This is a genomic window from Dactylosporangium roseum (assembly GCF_025264685.1).
GTDB classification, from domain to species: domain Bacteria; phylum Actinomycetota; class Actinomycetes; order Mycobacteriales; family Micromonosporaceae; genus Dactylosporangium; species Dactylosporangium roseum.
In genome coordinates, this window is sequence record NZ_CP073721.1 from 6,423,568 (window position 1) to 6,439,527 (window position 15,960).

The following is a 15,960-nucleotide window of genomic DNA, read 5'->3' on the forward strand; positions in this document are numbered from 1 at the left end:
GATGAGCAGTCTTCGTGGCCGGCTGCGCGTTACCGCGTATCGAACGTTCTACCGCCTCCCCGGCCGCTGGAAGCGCCGGATCGTGCGGACGTTCCAGCCGACCTACACGATCGGCGCCGTCGTCCTCGTCCGCGACCCGGAGGCGAGCCGCATCCTGCTCCTGCGCCAGCCGCCCGGTGCCGGCTGGTCGCTGCCGGCCGGGCTGATGGACCGCGGCGAGACGCCGATCCAGTGCGCGGCCCGCGAGCTCGGCGAGGAGACCGGCATCGAGCTGCCGACCGAGCGGCTGCGCCCCGCCAACCCGAACGCGGTCGTCCACACCCGCGGACAATGGGTCGACATGGTGTTCGAGGCCGAGGTCGAGCCCGAGGACGAGTACACCGTCGACGCCGCCGAGGTCCTCGAGGCCGCCTGGCACCGGCTCGACAACCTGCCGCCGCTGACCGTGTCGACGTCGAACCTGCTGGCGCACTACGGCATCGGCCCGTACCGGGACTATCCAGAGGTACTGTCGCGATGACGGAGGTCTGCGCGGTCATCCTCGCCGCCGGGGAGGGGCGCCGCCTGCGGCCGCTCACCGAGCACCTGCCGAAGGCGCTGTGCCCCGTCGGCAACGTCGCGCTCCTGGACCGCGCACTGCTGCGGGTCGGCGCGCTCGGTCTCACCGGTCCGGACCGGCTCGCGGTCAACGCCTGTTACCTCGGCGACCAGGTGGCCGAGCACGTCGGTGGGCGGGCCCACCTCTCCGTGGAGCCGGGGGATCCGCTCGGTACCGCGGGTGGGCTCGGCAACCTGCGGGACTGGATCGCCGGGCGGGGTGTGCTCGTCGGCAACGCCGACGCCTACCTGGCCTCCCCCGGCCACGGCCCCGGCCCGGACATCGCCGCGCTGCTCGACGGCTGGGACGGCCACACCGTGCGGCTGCTCGGCGTCCCGGGTCCGCCGAAGGAGTTCGGCGCGCACCGCTTCGCCGGGTTCTCCCTGCTGCCGTGGGACCTCGTGGCGGAGCTGGAGCCGATCCCGTCCGACCTGGTCCGCACGACCTGGCGGCCGGCCGAGCGGGAGGGCCGGCTGGCGGTCGTCGAGTACGCCGGGACGTACCTCGACACCGGAACGCCGGCGGATTATCTGAAGGCCAACCTGCACGCCGTACACCTCGGAAATCTCGTGGCGGAGGACGCCGTGGTGACCGGGGCACTCGACCGGGCGGTCGTCGGCGCCGGCGCCGTCGTGGCCGGGAACGTGACCCGCGGCGTGGTGTGGCCGGGCGGGGTGGTCGGCGCGGATGAAACGCTGATCGACGCTATCCGGGTCGGGCGAGAGCTCACCGTCGACGCGCACTAGCATGACCGTTGTCGACCTGCTGGAAGGAGCCTCCAAGGTGATCACGGCGATCGTCCTCATCGACTGTGTTACCGACTCGATCCCCGAGGTGGCCGAGAGCATCGCCAACCTCGACGGGGTCAGCGAGGTCTACTCGGTCGCCGGCAACACCGACCTGATCGCCATGGTGCGTGTGCGGCAGTTCGAGGACATCGCCGAGGTGATCGCCAACAAGATCTCGAAGGTGCCCGGCGTCGTGGACACCGACACGCACATCGCGTTCCGGGCCCACTCGCGGCACGACCTCGACGCGGCGTTCGCGATCGGGCTGCCCGACCCCGATTGAGCATCGACCGATCCCTGGTTGATTTTCTGCGTATTTCCGACGGTGGGGCCAGAAGGCTTCGCCGCCGTCCGGCGCCGCGCCGCAAGAAGGCCCCGTTTGCCCTGGTAACAGCGTCGGCAGTGCGCCAAATCGCATCGAAAGCGCGGTTCTCACCGGGTACCCTCGCGGCCATGAGGATCGGCATCGTAGGAGCCACCGGGCAGGTCGGCAGCGTCATGCGCCAAATCCTGACCGAGCGGCAGTTTCCCGTAGACGAGTTGCGCCTGTTCGCGTCCGCCCGCTCCGCCGGACGGCCGATCGACTGGCAGGGCAAGCAGATCACGGTGGAGGACGCGGCGACCGCGGACTACACCGGGCTCGACATCGTCCTGTTCTCCGCGGGCAAGGGCACGTCGAAGGAGCTGGCGCCGAAGGTGGCCGCCGCCGGCGCCGTCGTCATCGACAACTCCTCGGCCTGGCGCATGGATCCCGACGTGCCGCTGGTGGTCGCCGAGGTCAACCCGCACGCCGCGGCCGACCGACCGAAGGGCATCATCGCCAACCCCAACTGCACCACCATGGCCGCCATGCCGGTCCTGCGCCCGCTGCACGACGAGGCTCAGCTCGTGGCGCTCGTCACGGCGACCTACCAGGCGGTGTCGGGTGCCGGCCTGAGCGGCGTCGCCGAGTTGGACGAGCAGGTCCGCAAGGTCGCCGACGGCGCCACGGCGCTCACGTTCGACGGCTCGGCGGTCGAGTTCCCGGAGCCGAAGCAGTTCGCCCAGCCGATCGCCTTCAACGTGCTGCCGCTGGCCGGCTCGATCGTCGACGACGGCTCCTTCGAGACCGACGAGGAGCAGAAGCTGCGCAACGAGAGTCGCAAGATCCTGGAGATCCCGGACCTTCGCGTCTCCGGCACCTGCGTGCGGGTGCCGGTCTTCACCGGCCACTCATTGCAGGTCAACGCGCGGTTCGCCCGGCCGCTCCCCGTCGAGCGGGCGCGTGAGCTGCTGTCGGCCGCTCCGGGTGTCGTGCTGACCGACGTGCCGACGCCGCTGCGGGCCGCGGGCGCCGACCCGTCGTTCGTGGGCCGGATCCGCGTGGACGAGACGGTCGAGCACGGCCTGTCCTTGTTCGTCTCGAACGACAACCTCCGCAAGGGCGCGGCGCTCAACGCGGTCCAGATCGCCGAGCTGCTCGCCGCGTAACCCGTTGATCTTGCAGTTGTGGTGCCCGACAACCCGGACATCTTGGGAGTTTCGCGGCACCACAACTGCAAGATCGACGGCGTGATGGGGACGGGGCCACGGGATCAGAGGTGGCGGGCGAACCAGTCCAGGATCGCGTCGAAACGGGCCACCCGGTGGGACGGGCGGCCGGTCCTCGACAGTTCGTGGCCCTCGCCCGGGAAGAGCAGGAACTCCACCGTCCCGCCGCGGCGCTTCAGGGCCACGAACAGGCGCTGGGCCTGCTCCACGGGGCAGCGCCAGTCCTGCTCGGAGTGGATGATGAGCATCGGGATCTCGATGCGATCCGCGTAGGTCAGCGGGCTCTGCGCCTCCAGTGAGCCGCCCTCCGCGCCGTAGAGCGAGTCGGCGAAGTACCAGCCGATGTCGGACGAGCCGGTGAAGCTGTCGATCGCGTTGACCGCACGCTCCGAGATCGCCGCCTTGAAGCGGTCGCCGTGGTGCGCCGCCAGCCAGGTTGTCATGAACCCGCCGTGCGAGCCGCCCAGGACACCGACCCGCGAGCCGTCGAGGTCCGGCGCCTTCAGGGCGGCGTCGAGCAGCGCGATCAGGTCGACGGCCGACACCTCGCCGACGTTGCCGCGCACCGCCCGGCCGTGCGCCTCACCGTAGCCCGACGAGCCGCGCGGGTTGCCGTACACCACGGCATAACCGGCGCCGGCGTAGACCTGGGCCTCGTCGAAGAGCCGCCAGCCGTACTGCGTGAAGGGTCCGCCATGGATCATCAGCAGGACCGGGTGCGGGCCCGCACCCTCGGGACGGACGACCCAGCCGTGCACCGGATACCCGTCGGGGGTGGTCGCCGTCAACTCCACCTGCTCCAGCACCGGGAAGCCGGCGCTGAAGTTCGTCAGGCGGCGCTCCCCCGCGTACACCTCACCCCAGTCCGCCGGACCGGCGATCGTCGTCACGAGGGTGCCGGCCGCCGACGCGAACCCGGTGACCTGCCGTTCCCCGTCGACAAGGAGCTCGGGCGTCCCGCCCTCGAAGGGCACGAGCAGGAGTTGTACGGCCCCGCGGTGCTCGTTCGGGAACAGCACCCCGGCGTCGGTGACGTCGATGTACCCGCTCGGCGAGGAAAGCTGGTACGTCTCGTTGTCGAGCAACTGGGTGACCGCGCCGCCGCCGGCCGGGACCGACCACAGCGACTCGTGCCGGATCACCGAGTCGACCCGGCCCTCCCCGGCCGGGTAGCCGGTGAACACCACGCTCCTGCCGTCGGGCGTGAAATGCGGCATCCCGGGCGAGAGGGTGGTGTCGGTGAGCACACGCAGCCCGGTGCCGTCGGTGCGGACGACGCACACGTCCGCGGCGACGTCGTCGGCCCAGGTCTCGTGCTGCTCGGAGACGAACGTGAGCCACTCCCCGTCCGGGCTCCACCGCGGGTCGCCGTGACTGCGCTCGCCATCGGTGAGCTGCTCGGTCGCGCCGTCGAGCGTGGTGACGAACAGGTGCGCCGGCCGGTCGTGCAGGAAGCCGAGCCCGTCGACCCGGTGGAACAGCTTGGTGATCCGCCGTGGCGGCTCGCCGTCGGGCCCGATCTGCTCGCCGTCCGCGGTCTTGCCGGTGCCGTAGCGCCCCTCAGCCGGCACCCGAGCGGAAAACGCCAGCCGGGAAGCGTCGGGCGACCAGACCGGCGCTCCCACGCCGAGCGGCCGGTCGGTGAGCCGGCGGGCCTCACCCCCGCCGAGCGGCATGACGCATAGTTGCGGCGCGCTGTCGTGCTCGGCCTTGTCCCCGCCGGCGCGGCTGCCCTTGTCCTTCGTCGCCCGCAGGAACGCGAGCCAGCGCCCGTCCGGCGAGATGCGCGGCGCGCTGTCGTGCCACCCGTAGGTGAGCTGGACCGGTTCCCGCGAGCCGTCGGTGGCGAGGAGCCAGAGCTGGGAGGTGTACGTGTCAGCCGCGAACTCGAGGCGCGTGACCGAGACGACGGCGATCCTGCCGTCGGGGCTGATGGTGGGGGCACCGGGTAGGCGCAGGTGCGATAGATCGATTGGCTTCACGGTCTGCACAGTAGCGGTGGTCACACTTCTTACCAATGGGTAACCTCCTACCTCTACCCTACGGTCATATGGAGCCGTCGCAGGAGCATCTGGACCGCGGGACCGACCGGCGCGCGTTCCGCCGCAGTCCGCCGCCATGCCGCCCAGGGTCCATGATCATGGGAAAGATCTGGCTGCCCCGATAGCCAGATCTTTCCCATGATCATGGCGTCCTGAGGATTTAAGGTTGTTGTTTGGTCTTGGTGTTGGGGTTTCGGCGTTTGGGGTGGCCGGTGTTGGCGGGTCGGCCCTTCTTGATCACTGGTTGGCGGGTCCGGGCATGTTTGTTGGTCGATCCCTTCGGGCGGCCGGTGCCGGGCCGGGAGGGTTTCGGCGGGTTGGCCGGGGTGGGCAGGTTCGCGGTAATGAGCCGAAATACCCGGCGGACGCGGCGGGGGCTGAGGTGCTCGGGTGGGCAGCGTTGTTCCCAGGGCAGGCGGTGATCGGTGGCGAGGGTTCTGGCCAGGTGGAGTTGGGTGTAGGCGAAGGCGACCAGCCAGCTCCATCGTTCGGCCTGGGCGGGGTCGATCGGGGTGTGCCCGGTCCAGTGCAGGTCCTGCTTCTTGAACCGGAAGCTGTGCTCGATGGTGAACCGGTGCCGGTAGGCGTCGGCGAGCACGGTCAGGTCGAACGCGTCGGCGGGGCCGGCCCACCATAGCCACCACACCTGGGTGTGTCCGGTGCGGGTGGTCTGCTCCCGCCGGATCAGGGTGCCCTCGACGATGCCGGTGCCTTGCCATTTGCGGCGCTGCCGGGGCTCGGGATGCTTAGCGTGCCAGGCCCGGGTCCATACGATGCCGCCACCGCCACCGCCACCGCCACCGCCGCCACCGCCACCGCCACCGCCGCCACCGTCGTCGTTGTTGTTGTCGTGGGTGATGATCTGTTCGGCGTCGGGCGGGCCCCAGGTATCGGGTTCGTCGAGGGCGAACCGGGCGCCGTGTTTGCGGGGCCGGCCGGGCGTGCCCGGCTCCCGCGGCGGGGGCGGGGCGAAGAAGACCCGGTCGCCGCGCAGCCGGACCAGGACCTGCACGCCCTCGGGCAGGTGCTGGGTCAGGTAGATCGGGCAGCAGCCCACATCAGCCAACATCGTGCAGGAACAGCGGAATCCCGGGCACCTTACCGGCCCGCAGTTGGGCGGCCAGGTCGGCGATCTGCGCGGCGGCCAGATCGTTGGCGTTGTCGGCGGTGCCGACCCGACGCAGGTCCATCGGCACGACCCAGGACCGCTTCGGGTCACCGGCCGCGCCCAGTCCGACCTGACACAACCACTGCACCGCCCAGCCCGGCACCACCGGCGTCCCACCGGCGCTGTCACGTTCGGCGGCGTACTGCATCCCCACGTCCGGCACATAGCGGGTGTCCGGCCGCGGGAACTTCGACACATCCACGGCGAACATCAACACACCGGCCGGGCGCACATGCCGGGCCAGCAACGCCCGCGCCGCGACCACATCCACCGCACCACGCTCCAGCGCCTGGTACAAGCTGCCCCAACCCCGCCGCAGCACCGGCTCGAACATCAACTCCGCCACCGACCGGATCGGCCGCGTGCTCCCGGCGAGGGCGTCGACCAACTCGAACAACGTGTCCGCCCACCGGCCGAAACAGCGGTACACCCCGTCCCGGAACTCGGCCAGCACCCGCAACTCGTGGTCCGGGTCGCACGCCACGACACTCATCGGGTGCGGCATAATGATCTCCGACGGCTGTTTTGGATTTCCTGATCTTGGTCGGTCTGGATCATGCCAAGACAGCCGTCCCTGTTGCAACCCGCAACCAAAATCACCCCCAGCCGCTTAAATGTCCAAGGCGTCGCCCGGCCCGGAACACGCCGGCCCGGTTCCAGCGACGACCACGAGCGACCAGACGCCGCCCGCACGACCGTGCGTCACCGTCCCGTAGCGCAACACCGAGGTGGACCGACGACCGCACGGCTTGACCAGGCGGCTCCGCGCCCCGGCGGCGGCATTTCCACGAGCGTGGGATGACGCGAAGAGGCCCCCGGGGTTCACCCGGGGGCCTCTGACACACACGGATCTAGTGACCCGTCGTGATCTCCTCGCGGTCCGACGGCTCCTCGACCTGCCGCTTGGCGGGTCTCGGCGCCGGGGCCGGCTTCTCGATCGGGTAGAAGAAGCCCTTCACCGTCGGCGCCAGGGCACCGATGCGGTTCATCTTCTTCGGGACGACCCAGCCCCCGTATTCCAGGCCGTGGTGGCCGTCCTCGCCGTGACCGTTGCCCGACGGCAGCGGCAGCGGCTGGTGGACCTCGACGAAGCGCCCGTCCGGCAGGCGGCGGATGATGCCCGTCTCCACGCCGTGGGCCAGCACCTCGCGGTCGTGCTGCTGGAGGCCGAGCGCGATCCGGTACGCCACGTAGTAGGCCAGCGGCGGCAGCACCAGGATGCCGATGCGGCCCGCCCACGTCATCGCGTTGAGGCTGATGTGGTACTTGTCGGCGAGGACGTCGTTGCCGCCCGAGAGCAGCAGGACCACGTAGAACGCGATCGCCATCGCGCCGAGGGCCGTGCGGAACGGGTTGTCCCGGGGGCGCTCGAGCAGGTTGTGGATCCCCCGGTCCTTCGAGAATCTCGCCTCGATGAACGGATAGAAGATCGGCAACATCGTCAGGATGCCTGGCAGCACCACCGTCGGCCAGAAGATCGGCGGAATGGTGTAGCCGTCACCGTAGAAGAAGTCGAACCTGATCTCCCAGGCCGGGAAGAGGCGGGTCGAGCCGTCGAGGAACATGACGTACCAGTCGGGCTGGCTCGCCGCCGAGACCACCGCGGCCTTGTACGGGCCGAACAGCCAGATCGGGTTGATCTGGAACAGCCCCGCCAGGGCGGCGATCATGGCGAACACGATCATGAAGAAGCCGCCGGCCTTGGCCGCGAAGCCCGGGAACATCCGCACGCCGACCACGTTGGTGTTGGTCCGGCCGGGGCCGGGCCACTGCGTGTGCTTCTGCTTCACCAGCAGGCCCATGTGGACGCTGATGAGCGCCAGCAGCGCGCCCGGGACGAGCAGCACGTGCACGATGTAGAGCCGGTCGAGGATCACCTCGCCCGGGAACTCACCCCCGAACAGCGAGGTGGTCACCCAGGTGCCGACGACCGGGATCGACAGCATGATGGCGCTCGCGATGCGCAGGCCGGTGCCGGACAGCGCGTCGTCGGGCAGCGAGTAGCCGCCGAAGCCCTCGAGGAAGCCCATCCAGAACAGCAGGACACCGACGATCCAGTTGGTCTCGCGCGGCTTGCGGAACGCGCCGGTGAAGAACACCCGGAACATGTGCACCACGATCGCGGCCATGAACAGCAGCGCCGCCCAGTGGTGCATCTGCCGCATGAAGAGACCACCGCGGACGTCGAACGAGATGTGCAGCGCGGTGTTGTACGCGTTGGACATCTCGACGCCGCGCAACGGCGTGTAGCTGCCGTTGTAGACGGTCTCCTTCAACGACGGGTCGAAGAACAGCGCCAGGAAGATGCCGCTGAGCAGCAGGACGACGAACGAGTAGAGCGCGATCTCGCCCAGCAGGAAGGACCAGTGGTCCGGGAAGACCTTGTTGAAGAGGCGGCGCAGCGGGGTGGACGCCTGGAACCGCTCGTCGATGGCCTTCGCGGAGTTGGCCGGCATGGCCCGAAGGTCGATCTTCCGCCGTTTCATGGCCGCTCCCAAAATGCCGGTCCGACCGCGACCTTGTAGTCAGAGGTCGCCACGAAGTAACCCTCATCGTCCACGGTGATGGGCAACTGAGGCAATGCCCGGCTGGCCGGGCCGAACACCGGTCGCGCATTGTCGGTGATCTGGAACTGCGACTGGTGACACGGGCACAGCAGGCGGTTGGTCTGCTGCTCGTAGAGGCTCGCCGGGCAGCCCGCGTGGGTGCAGATCTTCGAGTAGGCGACGAAGTTCTCCCACTGCGAGCCCTTGTTGACCTCCTTGGCGTTCGCCAGCGTCGCGGCGGCGTCCGCTTCGCGGAGGTGGATCAGCAGGGTCGGCGAGTCGGCCCACTTGTTGGTGGCGCCACCGGGGATGCCGGGGTAGACGGTGATCTGGCCGCCGACGCTGACGTCGGCCGGGCGGATCGGGGTGCCGTCCTCGTGCGTCAGCCGGACCGGCTTGCCGTCGTTGTTCTTCGGGTCGAAGCCGGTGGTGAAGTAGACGTTCTCACCGTTCTGCTCCGGCGCCTTGATCAGCGACCCGACCAGCAGGCCACCGGCGACCGCGCCGAGCGGCGCCGCACCGGCGAGGAACGCCAGGCCGACGAACTTGCGCCGCTTGAGGCCCAGCTCGTCGCCCATGTTGAGGATCGTCGCGGCGGTGAGCTTCTGCTCGACCGCGTCGGACGGGCCGTCGTGGCGTTCCTGGACCGAGACCTCCTCGGGGAGGAGCTTCTTCGACCACGTGACGATGCCGATGCCCAGCGTCAGCAGGGCCAGGCCGAGCGTCGCGCCGAGGACCGGGGTGTAGTACGGGTAGAGCGCGCGGTACGTCGAGTCGCCGTGCCCGTACTTCCACGGCCAGGCGATGTACGCGACCACGAACGCGGTCGCCATCAGGCCGGTGAGCAGGAACAGCAACGCCAGGACGCGCTCGATGCGCCGCTCCGCGCGGGTGCCCGGGACCGGGAACCGCGGCGCGTAGTGGACGATCTCCACACCGTCCCGCCGGGCACCCTCCCTGACCAGGTCGAACCGGGTCAGGTGAGGATCGCTCGCGTCGAACTCTTCCTCAGTAGCGGAGTGAGAAGTTTGGGTGGTCATGACTTCCCTGCAATCCACAGCGTGGCGAACACGAGCGCCGCGATACCGACCAGGAAGATGACGAGTCCCTCGGTAACGGGGCCGTAACGACCGATGCCCCAGCCGCCCGGCGTGGCCGCCTCGTTCTTGTTCACGTCCTGGATGTACGCGATGATCGCGGCCTTGTCGTCGGGGCTGAGCTGGTTGTTGCCGAACACCGGCATGTTCTGCGGGCCGGTGAGCATCGCCGCGTAGATGTCCCGGTTGGTCGCGTGCTGCAGCGTCGGGGCGAACTTACCCGACGAGAGCGCGCCACCGCCGGTGGAGAACGCGTGGCAGGACGAGCAGTTGACCCGGTAGAGCTCACCGCCGTGGGCGAGGGTCTTGCTGTTCGCGGTGGCCTTCTTCACATCCTCGTCGAGGGTGCGGGCGTCCGGCAACTGCGGACCGCCACCCAGCTCCTGGATGTAGGCGCCGATGTCGGCCGCCTGCTTGTCGGTGAACTGCGGCTGCTTGCGCTCGGCCTGCGCCTCCTGGCGGGCCAGCGGCATGCGGCCGGTGTTGACCTGGAACTCGACCGCCGCGGAACCGACGCCGATCAGGCTCGGGCCGCGGTCCTGCACACCCTGCGCGTTGCGGCCGTGGCAGGTGATGCAGCTCTGTTCATAGAGCGCCTTGCCCCGGGCCGCCGACTCCGACAGCGCCGGCTGTTCCTCGGCCCGGCCGACGCCTGGGGCGTATGCGCTGTAGAGGCCGCCGACGAGGGTGAGTGCGGCGACCAGGCGCACGGCCGCCGACAACCGCCGGCGCAGCTTGCTCCTCGCCGCGCGCGCGCCACCCGGCACCAGCCGGGCAAGCGGCCGCTTGCTCTGCTCAGAAGTCATGGCCTCACCTTTGTCGTCATCACCTATGTCGTCTCAGAAGTGGTGGTCCCGGATGCGTGACGCGGCCCGAACCTCTACTGCAGGAAGTAGATCATCGCGAACAGCGCGATCCAGACCACGTCGACGAAGTGCCAGTAGTACGACACGACGATCGCCGAGGTCGCCTGGGCGGGTGTGAACCGGCCCATGGTCGTGCGGATGAGGTAGATGATGAAGGCGATCAGACCGCCGGTGACGTGCAGGCCGTGGAAGCCCGTCGTCAGGTAGAACATCGACCCGTAGCCGTCGCCGTTGATCTTGACATCCTCGTGCACCAGGGTCCGGTACTCGTTGACCTGGCCGAGGACGAAGATCAGGCCCATGACGAAGGTCAGCGCGAACCACCGCCGCAGGCCGTGCACGTCACCGCGCTCGGCGCGGAACACGCCGATCTGGCAGGTGATCGACGACGCCACGAGGATCAGCGTGAAGGTCAGGGCATAGGGGATGTTCAGCACTTCGGTGTGCTTCTCCCACAGCTCCGGCGCGGCGGCGCGGATGGAGAAGTACATCGCGAACAGTGCCGCGAAGAACATCAGTTCGCTGGAGAGCCACACGATCGTTCCGACACTGACCATGTTGGGCCTGGTCAGTGAGTGGATCTGGCTCTTGGCAATCGCTGGGGCCGCAGTCACGCCGTCATTATTGCCCCCCGATCATCACCACTCTTGCACGGGGTCCACCAGACACGGACGATTCGTGCGTCGGCATAGTCTGGGGACGTGCTCCACGCTGCTGAACCAGGCCCTCCGTCGGCGTCGACGATCCTCGGATCGTTCCACGTCTCGTGGCTGACGCTGGTGCTCCTCACCGCCGCCGGCCTCTACCTCGCCGGCGTGCTCAAGCTGCGCAAACGCGGCGACACGTGGCCGGTTGCACGGACCGTGCTCTTCCTGCTCCCCGGCCTCGGATCCATCGCCGCGGTCACCATGACCGGGATCGAGCGGTACGATACGACGCTGCTGTCGGTCCACATGATCCAGCACATGATGCTGTCCATGATCGCGCCGATCTTCCTGGCCCTGGGCGCGCCGGTCACCCTGGCCCTGCGCACCCTGCCCGGGCGCGGCCGCCGGACGCTGCTGGCCGTCGTGCACTCACGCGTGGCGCGCGTGATGGCCTTCCCACTGGTGGCGTTCGGCATGTTCGTGGTCACGCCGTTCGTGCTCTATTTCACGAATCTGTACGAGCTGACCATGCGCCACGCGTGGATCCACGAGCTGACCCACGCGCACTTCATCGCCGTCGGCTGCCTGTTCTTCTGGCCGCTGATCGGCCTCGACCCGCTGCCCGGCCGGTGGCCGTACCCGGCCCGGGCGCTGCTGATGTTCCTGTCGACGCCGTTCCACACGGTGCTCGGGCTGACGATCATGCAGAGCAAGGACCTGCTCGGCGGCGACTGGTACCCGTCGCTGCGCCTGGGCTGGACCGACCCGGCCGGGGACCAGGTCGTGGCCGGCGGCATCCTGTGGGCCGGCGGCGAGATCGTCTCCGTGACCATGCTCGCGGTCCTGGTCGTGCAGTGGATGCGCCAGTCCGACCGCGAGGCGAAGCGCGTCGACCGGCAGCTCGACCGCGAGGAGCGGCAGCGGCGCGAGGAGGCGGAGTGGTCCGCCCGCACCGGCATCCCGATGGCGGCGGACGGTACGATCCCGGAGGCACCCGCCACACGAGGAGCAGCGCGCACATGACCCAGCACACCGTCCTGCTGTACAGCGACGATCCCGAGGTCCGCGACCGGATGCGGCTGGCCATCGGCACCCGCCCGGCGGCCGACCTGTCGGTGCGGTTCGTCGACGCCTCCACCTACGCCGAGGTCGTCAAGCTGGTCGACGACACCGACATCGACCTGCTGGTGCTCGACGGTGAGGCCACCCCCGGCGGCGGTCTGGGCATCGCCCGGCAGCTCAAGGACGAGATCGCGGGCGCGCCGCCGGTCGTGCTGGCGATCGCTCGGGCGGCCGACCGCTGGCTGGCGTCCTACGCCCGCGTCGAGGGCACGATCATGTATCCGCTGGACCCGGTGACCACCGGCGAGACCGTCGCCGGCCTGCTCCGCGCATACCCCGCCATCCGCCAGTAGACTCTCTCCCCCGCACTGGAGGCGCCATGGGCGACCGCACCTGGCCACTGCTGCTCAGCGCCCTGCTCCGCGGCGAGGACCTGTCCGCCGAGGACACGCGGTGGGCGATGGGCGAGATCATGGCCGGTGAGGCCACCCCCGTGCAGACCGCGGCCTTCGTGATCGCGCTGCGGGCCAAGGGTGAGACCTCCGCCGAGGTGGCCGGGTGCGCGGAGCTGATGCTGGCCACCACGCCGCGGGTGCCGCTCTCCGACGAGCAGCGGCACGCCGCCGTGGACATCGTCGGCACCGGTGGCGACCGGGCCAACACGGTCAACATCTCGACGATGGCGGCCGTGGTGACCGCCGCCGCCGGCGTGCCGGTCGTCAAGCACGGCAACCGGGCCGCCTCCTCCTCGGCCGGCGCCGCCGACGTGCTGGAGAGCCTCGGCGTCACGATCGACCTGGGCCCGGAGGACGTCGCCCGGTGCGTCACCGAGGTGGGCATCGGCTTCTGTTTCGCGGCCCGGTTCCACCCGGGCATGCGCCACGCCGGCGTGCCGCGCCGTGAGATGGGCGTGCCGACGGTGTTCAACTTCCTGGGCCCGCTGACCAACCCGGCGCAGCCCAGCGCGGCCACTATCGGCTGCTTCGACGCCCGCATGGCTCCGGTGATGGCGGATGTACTGGGCAGGCGCGGTTTCTCGGTGCTCCTCGTGCGCGGCGAGGACGGCCTCGACGAGTTCACGACGGCGGCACCGACCCGGGTCTGGGCCGTGACCGGCAACATGGTCACCGAGACCGTGATCGACGCCGTCGACCTCGGCCTGCCCCGCTCCGCACCCGGCGACCTGCGCGGCGGTGACGCGGCACACAACGCCGGCGTGGCCCGGCGGATGTTCGCCGGCGAGCCCGGGCCGGTGCGCGACGCGGTGCTGCTCAACGCGGGCGCGGCCATCGCCGCCCGCGCCGGGTTCTCGCTGGACGACCTGCACGACCAGGTGCGCGCCGGCGTCGAGAAGGCCGCCGCGGCCGTCGACTCGGGCGCGGCGACGGCGCTGATCGAGCGCTGGGCCGCGTTCAAGGCCGCGTAGCGCCGCACCGCGGACCGCATAACCACCGGCGTCTCAGCGCCGTTGGTTCAACGTGTCCGAAACGCCGCGCAACAACCCCAAGAAGGCGCTGCTCTCCGCGATCATCGCCGGCGCGCTGACGCTCGGCTTCGCCGGCATGATGGCGAAGTCGTGCGACACGCCGCCGAAGCACCAGGCCCAGCCGGCCAACCCGGCGCTCGAACTGGTCGACCAGTTCGCCTCCCGCCTGGTGCTGGGGCTGGAGACGGACGCCACGATGCAGTACACCACCACCTCCGGCGTGGTCGTGATCGTGTCCCAGTCGTCGCCCCGCCGGGCGTACCGGAGCGGCGGGGTGACGTACATCTCGACCCCCGACGGCACGTATCTGTGTCACACGGCACCCGCCCCGTCGCCCGCCAAGGGCAAGAAGGCCGCTCAGCCGTCCGTGAGCTGCCAGGAAGGGCCGGGGGTGGACTCCATGTCCCCGTCGCAGGCGAAGACGATCAGCGAGGCTTTCGGGGGCGAGTTCCTGGCCCCCGAGGCGGCCCTGGGGCGGCTGGCGACCATCGCGAACGGCGAGGGGGTGCGGACCGGCACCTCGAAGCGTGGCGACGCCCAGTGCGTGTCGGTGGCGGCGACCGGGCTGCGCACCGAGACGGCCTGCATCAATCCGGCGGGCCTGCTCGCCTACTTCGAGGGCACCACGGACGGCGGGAAGGCCACCCGGCTCGTCCTGGAGTACACGACCCCGAGCGTGACCGCCGAGGCCTTCGTGCCGCCGAGAACGACGGCCAAACCGTGACCCGACACGCCGTCGGCAAATCCTCCGCGGCCGGCGACGGCGGTGGCACGGTGACGGTCATGGAGCTCCACTGCGACACCTGCGACCGGCTGCGACTCTTCGAGAAGCCCGTCTGCACCGACCACCCTCGTGCGACGTGTCCGGACCGGGCCTGCACGGCGTGCGGCGAGGCGATCGTGGTCGCGCCGGTGATCCTGCTGATGGACCGGCGCTCCCGGGTGCTCCTGCGCCGAGCGGCCTGAACGACCGTTCAGCTCCCGGCTGGTACCGCTCAGCGCAAAGCACTCCGGCATCTCATATAGACCCTGGACAATCCTTGGCACCTCCTTCCGGCACCCGACCAGAGGTGTGTGCCCATGAAGTTCCGGCGCCTCGGCGTCCCCGTCGCCGTCCTGTTCCTGACCCTCGGTCTCGCCGCGGCTCCCGCGGCGGCGGCCGCCCCCGCCGACAAGCCCGCCGTGATGTCGAGCTGGTCACAGCCCACCGCCACCAGCTTCAGCGCCTGGAACGCCGCCCGGCGGAACCAGGGCGCATGGGCCGCGTACGGCTTCGACTGGTCCACCGACTCCTGCTCGACCAGCCCCGACCAGCCGCTCGGCTTCGACTTCCGGCTCCCCTGCCAGCGCCACGACTTCGGCTACCGCAACTACAAGGCGATCGGCCGGTTCCCGGCGAACAAGGGCCGCGTCGACGACAGCTTCTACCACGACCTCAAGGCCAGGTGCGCGGCCTACAACAGGTTCGTGCGGCCGGCCTGCACCAGCCTCGCGTGGACCTACTACCAGGCCGTCGTCGCGTTCGGCGACGTCGTGCTGAGCGACGCCCAGTTGCAGCGCGCCGCCGACCTCAAGGAACGCGGCGAACTCGCCGCCGTCAAGGCCGCCCGCGGCGATCGATGAGAACGTGCGGAAAGGGGGCCCCGAGAGGCCCCCTTTTCCCAGGTCACGCCTAGTGCTCGGCGCCCCGGCGGGAACCGGTGTAGTACTCGAACATCAGGCCGCACGTGGCGACCAGCACCGCCAGCAGGCCGACCGCCACCAGCCACCACTGATTGAAGCCGAGGCCCAGGCTCGCGATCATCGCGGAGAGCGCCAGGCCGAACGGCCAGTAGCTGCCCGGGCTGAAGAAGCCCAGGTCACCGGCGCCCTCGGCGATCTCCGCGTCGGCCCGGTCCTCCGGACGCGGCTCGATGCGCCGCGAGATCATCCACAGCGCGCTGCCGACCATCGTCAGCAGCAGGCCCGACAGGATCAGCGCGACGACGCCGATCCACTCGATGCCACGGTGCCCGGCCTGCTCGGGCGACGCCACGTCGGTCCACCAGGCGTAAAGGGCCGCCATCGCGAACAGGAACACCGCGAGGACGAAGAAAAGACGCCCTTCAGACTTCATCGCCGTTCGCCCTT

At 69.9% G+C, this 15,960-nt stretch carries 18 protein-coding genes; 10 read left to right on the plus strand and 8 right to left on the minus strand.

Translation table 11 applies throughout. The annotated features are described in order from the left end of the window. Position 1 precedes the first annotated feature (1 nt). The 4 genes from Drose_RS30095 (at position 2) to Drose_RS30110 (ending at position 2,856) form a co-directional block, all read left to right on the plus strand. Complete coding sequence (locus tag Drose_RS30095) at positions 2-520, plus strand: NUDIX hydrolase (protein ID WP_260724653.1); 519 nt, start codon at positions 2-4, stop codon at positions 518-520. Further along, entirely contained in the window at positions 517-1,344 is an 828-nt protein-coding gene (locus Drose_RS30100; RefSeq protein WP_260724654.1) for a nucleotidyltransferase family protein, read from the plus strand. The genes Drose_RS30095 and Drose_RS30100 overlap by 4 nt, the downstream gene beginning before the upstream one ends. A 37-nt stretch (positions 1,345-1,381) precedes the next feature. Next, positions 1,382-1,669, plus strand: a complete 288-nt coding sequence (locus Drose_RS30105; protein ID WP_260729863.1) for an Lrp/AsnC family transcriptional regulator — start codon at positions 1,382-1,384, stop codon at positions 1,667-1,669. 170 nt (positions 1,670-1,839) lie between these two features. Further along, positions 1,840-2,856, plus strand: a complete 1,017-nt coding sequence (locus Drose_RS30110) for an aspartate-semialdehyde dehydrogenase (protein ID WP_260724655.1) — start codon at positions 1,840-1,842, stop codon at positions 2,854-2,856. Between the two features lie 104 nt (positions 2,857-2,960). On the opposite strand, the gene Drose_RS30115 is transcribed toward Drose_RS30110, so the two are convergent. The 7 genes from Drose_RS30115 to ctaE all read right to left on the minus strand — a co-directional run bounded on the left by Drose_RS30115 (position 2,961) and on the right by ctaE (position 11,249). Next, positions 2,961-4,898, minus strand: a complete 1,938-nt coding sequence (locus tag Drose_RS30115; protein ID WP_260724656.1) for a S9 family peptidase — start codon at positions 4,896-4,898, stop codon at positions 2,961-2,963. Positions 4,899-5,118: 220 nt separating this feature from the next. Next, positions 5,119-6,027 carry a transposase gene (locus Drose_RS30120; RefSeq protein ID WP_260722880.1) on the minus strand — a complete coding sequence of 303 codons (909 nt, stop codon included), beginning with the start codon at positions 6,025-6,027 and terminating at the stop codon, positions 5,119-5,121. Next, positions 6,017-6,619, minus strand: a complete 603-nt coding sequence (locus tag Drose_RS30125) for a transposase (RefSeq protein WP_260722881.1) — start codon at positions 6,617-6,619, stop codon at positions 6,017-6,019. Before Drose_RS30125 ends, Drose_RS30120 begins: the two co-directional genes overlap by 11 nt. Positions 6,620-6,977: 358 nt before the next feature. After that, entirely contained in the window at positions 6,978-8,612 is a 1,635-nt protein-coding gene (qcrB, locus tag Drose_RS30130) for a cytochrome bc1 complex cytochrome b subunit (RefSeq protein WP_260724657.1), read from the minus strand. Further along, entirely contained in the window at positions 8,609-9,712 is a 1,104-nt protein-coding gene (gene qcrA / locus Drose_RS30135; RefSeq protein ID WP_260724658.1) for a cytochrome bc1 complex Rieske iron-sulfur subunit, read from the minus strand. Before qcrA ends, qcrB begins: the two co-directional genes overlap by 4 nt. Beyond that, the gene (qcrC, locus tag Drose_RS30140) at positions 9,709-10,575 is read right to left on the minus strand and encodes a cytochrome bc1 complex diheme cytochrome c subunit (RefSeq protein ID WP_260724659.1); all 867 of its coding nucleotides are present in this window, start codon (positions 10,573-10,575) and stop codon (positions 9,709-9,711) included. Before qcrC ends, qcrA begins: the two co-directional genes overlap by 4 nt. 74 nt (positions 10,576-10,649) lie before the next feature. Beyond that, entirely contained in the window at positions 10,650-11,249 is a 600-nt protein-coding gene (gene ctaE / locus Drose_RS30145) for an aa3-type cytochrome oxidase subunit III (protein WP_260724660.1), read from the minus strand. A 129-nt stretch (positions 11,250-11,378) separates the two neighbouring features. Here ctaE and Drose_RS30150 point away from each other — a divergent pair, with 129 nt between their 5' ends. From Drose_RS30150 to Drose_RS30175, 6 genes are all read left to right on the plus strand, one after another. After that, the gene (locus tag Drose_RS30150) at positions 11,379-12,305 is read left to right on the plus strand and encodes a cytochrome c oxidase assembly protein (protein ID WP_390891461.1); all 927 of its coding nucleotides are present in this window, start codon (positions 11,379-11,381) and stop codon (positions 12,303-12,305) included. Next, the gene (locus Drose_RS30155; protein WP_260724662.1) at positions 12,302-12,697 is read left to right on the plus strand and encodes a response regulator; all 396 of its coding nucleotides are present in this window, start codon (positions 12,302-12,304) and stop codon (positions 12,695-12,697) included. Before Drose_RS30150 ends, Drose_RS30155 begins: the two co-directional genes overlap by 4 nt. 26 nt (positions 12,698-12,723) lie before the next feature. Beyond that, positions 12,724-13,770 (plus strand): anthranilate phosphoribosyltransferase, encoded by a 1,047-nt coding sequence (gene trpD, locus Drose_RS30160; protein ID WP_260724663.1) that lies wholly within the window; start codon positions 12,724-12,726, stop codon positions 13,768-13,770. A 52-nt stretch (positions 13,771-13,822) separates the two neighbouring features. Next, positions 13,823-14,554: a hypothetical protein gene (locus Drose_RS30165; RefSeq protein ID WP_260724664.1), complete on the plus strand. Its 732-nt coding sequence runs from the start codon at positions 13,823-13,825 to the stop codon at positions 14,552-14,554. Further along, positions 14,551-14,796 carry a hypothetical protein gene (locus tag Drose_RS30170; RefSeq protein WP_260724665.1) on the plus strand — a complete coding sequence of 82 codons (246 nt, stop codon included), beginning with the start codon at positions 14,551-14,553 and terminating at the stop codon, positions 14,794-14,796. The genes Drose_RS30165 and Drose_RS30170 overlap by 4 nt, the downstream gene beginning before the upstream one ends. 114 nt (positions 14,797-14,910) lie before the next feature. Next, the gene (locus Drose_RS30175; protein ID WP_260724666.1) at positions 14,911-15,453 is read left to right on the plus strand and encodes a phospholipase; all 543 of its coding nucleotides are present in this window, start codon (positions 14,911-14,913) and stop codon (positions 15,451-15,453) included. 49 nt (positions 15,454-15,502) lie between these two features. Here the strand turns inward: Drose_RS30175 and Drose_RS30180 are convergent, their stop codons facing one another. After that, the gene (locus tag Drose_RS30180; RefSeq protein WP_260724667.1) at positions 15,503-15,946 is read right to left on the minus strand and encodes a cytochrome c oxidase subunit 4; all 444 of its coding nucleotides are present in this window, start codon (positions 15,944-15,946) and stop codon (positions 15,503-15,505) included. Between the last annotated feature and the right edge of the window lie 14 nt (positions 15,947-15,960).

Coding starts and splice junctions, on each gene's coding strand:
- qcrC (WP_260724659.1), bottom strand. CDS start 10,575: ATGACTTCTGAGCAGAGCAAGCGGCCGCTTGCCCGGCTGGTGCCGGGT.
- Drose_RS30155 (WP_260724662.1), top strand. CDS start 12,302: ATGACCCAGCACACCGTCCTGCTGTACAGCGACGATCCCGAGGTCCGC.
- Drose_RS30175 (WP_260724666.1), top strand. CDS start 14,911: ATGAAGTTCCGGCGCCTCGGCGTCCCCGTCGCCGTCCTGTTCCTGACC.
- Drose_RS30180 (WP_260724667.1), bottom strand. CDS start 15,946: ATGAAGTCTGAAGGGCGTCTTTTCTTCGTCCTCGCGGTGTTCCTGTTC.
- qcrA (WP_260724658.1), bottom strand. CDS start 9,712: ATGACCACCCAAACTTCTCACTCCGCTACTGAGGAAGAGTTCGACGCG.
- Drose_RS30125 (WP_260722881.1), bottom strand. CDS start 6,619: ATGAGTGTCGTGGCGTGCGACCCGGACCACGAGTTGCGGGTGCTGGCC.
- Drose_RS30095 (WP_260724653.1), top strand. CDS start 2: ATGAGCAGTCTTCGTGGCCGGCTGCGCGTTACCGCGTATCGAACGTTC.
- Drose_RS30110 (WP_260724655.1), top strand. CDS start 1,840: ATGAGGATCGGCATCGTAGGAGCCACCGGGCAGGTCGGCAGCGTCATG.
- Drose_RS30120 (WP_260722880.1), bottom strand. CDS start 6,027: ATGTTGGCTGATGTGGGCTGCTGCCCGATCTACCTGACCCAGCACCTG.
- qcrB (WP_260724657.1), bottom strand. CDS start 8,612: ATGAAACGGCGGAAGATCGACCTTCGGGCCATGCCGGCCAACTCCGCG.
- trpD (WP_260724663.1), top strand. CDS start 12,724: ATGGGCGACCGCACCTGGCCACTGCTGCTCAGCGCCCTGCTCCGCGGC.
- Drose_RS30100 (WP_260724654.1), top strand. CDS start 517: ATGACGGAGGTCTGCGCGGTCATCCTCGCCGCCGGGGAGGGGCGCCGC.